Below are 2641 nucleotides of genomic sequence, written 5' to 3'. Positions count from 1 at the left end.
CGTGTTGCTTGATCGCGAAGATCCCACCCACATGATTTTGCTGGAGCGGTGGACGTCGGCCGACGCTGACGCGGCCTATCGGGCGTGGCGCGCGGGCGCGGGCGCGACCGAACTGAGCTCATTGCCAGCCAGCGTCCCCCAGGTCTCAATGTTTGAGAGTGCCAGCGACATCTGACTGAGCACTACGGTGCACACCCGAGGTCATGTTCACGTACTCGGGTTTGCTGTGTATGTTCCCGGTTATAGAACCGCGCCGGATAAACCGCCTACACTGGGTGCAGTTGCGGGTCAATCCGCACACAACACGCAGGGAGCAGGCCATGTATCAAGCAGTCTGGACTGCTGTCGTACTGGCAGAGTCGGATGAAACCATCCTGGTTGAGGGTAACCAGTACTTCCCGACTGAGTCGCTGCACTCTGCGTACTTCTCCCCCACATCGTTGACGTCGCAGTGCCCATGGAAAGGCACTGCAAAGTACTACACGCTCAGCGTCGACGGGCAGGAGAACACGAATGCCGCCTGGTACTACCCCACTCCAACGCCGGCGGCAGAGAACATTCGGGGCCATGTCGCGTTTGGTAAGAGCGTCCGCGTCGTGAAAGTCCACTAAAACGGCGACCGTCGAGAGAATCCTCTCGGCGCCGTGTATCTCCGGATCATGACGCGCACATAACGAAGCAGCACACCTCGCAGTCAGGCACCGCCGGTGGGTTCGCCTCGTGCCCCACGTCATGACTATTGTTGCGGTGTTCGATGTGCGTGCCCGCCGTGGCGACCACTGGTATTTCGCCGCGGGCTGAGCCGTGCTGTGGCGGTGTTCTGATCGTAATGCCTGTGCTCTGTGAGGTCCAAGGCCGTGGAGACTGTGCAGCGCACTGCCTTGGAGGGAATAACGATGGCGATCAGGGCACAGCTTCTCAGCGGCTTGAGCGCGACGATCGTCGGGAATAGAGACGGTCTTCGGCTGTGGGCCGGCACCCTACGTGCCAGGGTTGGGTGAGGCCAGTAGCTAATAGCAAGTCCGCCGTGTGACGTAGGGCGAGAATCAGGAATCATCACCATGTCCAGCCCGTCTGTGATCGCCGTGCGCGACGATAGTCATATGAGTAGTCCCGGACCCCGAGCTGGTGGCCCGACCTCGAGAAGGTCATTCACCCCAGCGCAGAAGCTTGCTTACCTGGCCGCGTATGACACGGCCATCAAGAACAACAAGGGCGGCGCGTATCTGCGCTCCGAGGGGCTTTACTCCTCGCAGATCACCGAGTGGCGCAAGCTGCGCGACGCCGGTGTTCTTGCGGGGAAGAAACCCGGGGAGAAGATTGGCCGGTTAACTCCGGAGCAAGCTGAAATCGCCCGGCTGCGCCGCCAGTTGAGCAAGACCGAGCAGCGCCTGGAAACGACGGGGGTGGCGTTGGAGATCATGTCAAAAATGCACGAGCTACTCGAAAGTCTTTCGAAGAGCTCGCGGGACGAAACACCGCGTGCGTTGCCGTAATGACCGCTTACCGCGAACTGGCCAGCCGAGGGATCTCAACTCGTGTCGCGGCCGACTTGGTCGGGATCCCTCGAGCGACAGCCACCCGGAAACGACGCATTCCGGTGCGTCGGCCGGCGATGATTCCGACGAACAAGATCGGCGACAGCGACCGCCGGCAGATTCTCGACGTCGTCAACTCGACGCCGTTCGTGGACCTGCCGCCGATCCAGATCTACGCGCAGTTGCTCGACGCGGGCACCTACTTGTGCTCAATATCAACGATGTATCGGGTGTTGAACGAGAACCAGCAGGTCAAGGACCGCCGCCGCTTGGCACGCCATCCGGCCCGGGCGATCCCCGAGCTGACGGCGACGGGACCAGGTCAGGTGTATTCGTGGGACATCACGAAACTAGCCGGTCCGATCAAGGGGAAGTACTTCGATGCTTACGTGATGATCGATATCTACTCGCGCTACATCGTCGGCGCGTATGTTCACGCGTCGGAATCGGGAGAGCTGGCGGTGGAGATGATGAAGGAGATCTTCGGCATTCACGGCGTACCGCAGGTCGTTCACGCTGACCGCGGCACGTCGATGACGTCCAAGACCGTCGCGGTGTTGCTGTCTGATCTGGAGGTCACCAAGTCGCACTCGAGGCCTCGGGTGAGTAACGATAATCCCTACAGCGAGGCGTGGTTCAAGACCTTGAAATTCGCTCCGACGTTCCCCGAACGCTTCGGCTCCCTCACCGACGCGAAGACGTTCATGGCCTCATTCGTCGACGGTTACAACCACGAGCATCGCCATTCCGGGATCGGCCTGAACACGCCCGCCGACGTTCACTACGGCCTCGCAGCGGCGAAAGCCATCGAACGAGCAGCGACGCTGGACGCGGCACGCGCGCGCTTCCCCGAGCGATTCAGTACGACCCAGGCACCTAAGATTCTCTCCATTCCCGAGACGGCATGGATCAACAAACCAGCCGACAAACCCACCAAGAATGACCGCCTCGAACTAGCCGCCTAAACTCCCACTGGTCTCATCCGCCTTGACAAGTTCCGGACCACCAGCTCGGGGTCCGGTACTACTCATAGGACTATCGTCGCGCACGGCGATCACAGACGGGCTGGACATGGTGATGATTCCTGATTCTCGCCCTACGTC

At 60.7% G+C, this 2641-nt stretch carries 2 protein-coding genes; both read left to right on the top strand.

Annotation, left to right across the window (positions count from 1 at the left end; genetic code table 11):
- Window positions 1–320: 320 nt before the first annotated feature.
- Complete coding sequence (locus CXY73_RS00205) at window positions 321–611, top strand: DUF427 domain-containing protein (protein WP_104176405.1); 291 nt, start codon at window positions 321–323, stop codon at window positions 609–611.
- Between the two features lie 492 nt (window positions 612–1103).
- Window positions 1104–2503 (top strand): IS3 family transposase gene (locus CXY73_RS00200; RefSeq protein ID WP_104176404.1). Its coding sequence is split into 2 segments (ribosomal slippage): window positions 1104–1425 and window positions 1425–2503, totalling 1401 coding nucleotides; the frame shifts between segments, so codons are not numbered across the junction.
- Window positions 2504–2641: the final 138 nt, after the last annotated feature.

Origin of the sequence: Cryobacterium sp. Y50 (assembly GCF_002929805.1) — a bacterium.
In the GTDB taxonomy this organism is placed as follows: domain Bacteria; phylum Actinomycetota; class Actinomycetes; order Actinomycetales; family Microbacteriaceae; genus Cryobacterium.
This window is presented reverse-complemented; position numbering and strand designations above follow the sequence as displayed.

Excerpts from the sequence above, each read along its gene's own strand:
- CXY73_RS00205 (WP_104176405.1), top strand. The coding sequence starts at position 321 with ATGTATCAAGCAGTCTGGACTGCTGTCGTACTGGCAGAGTCGGATGAA.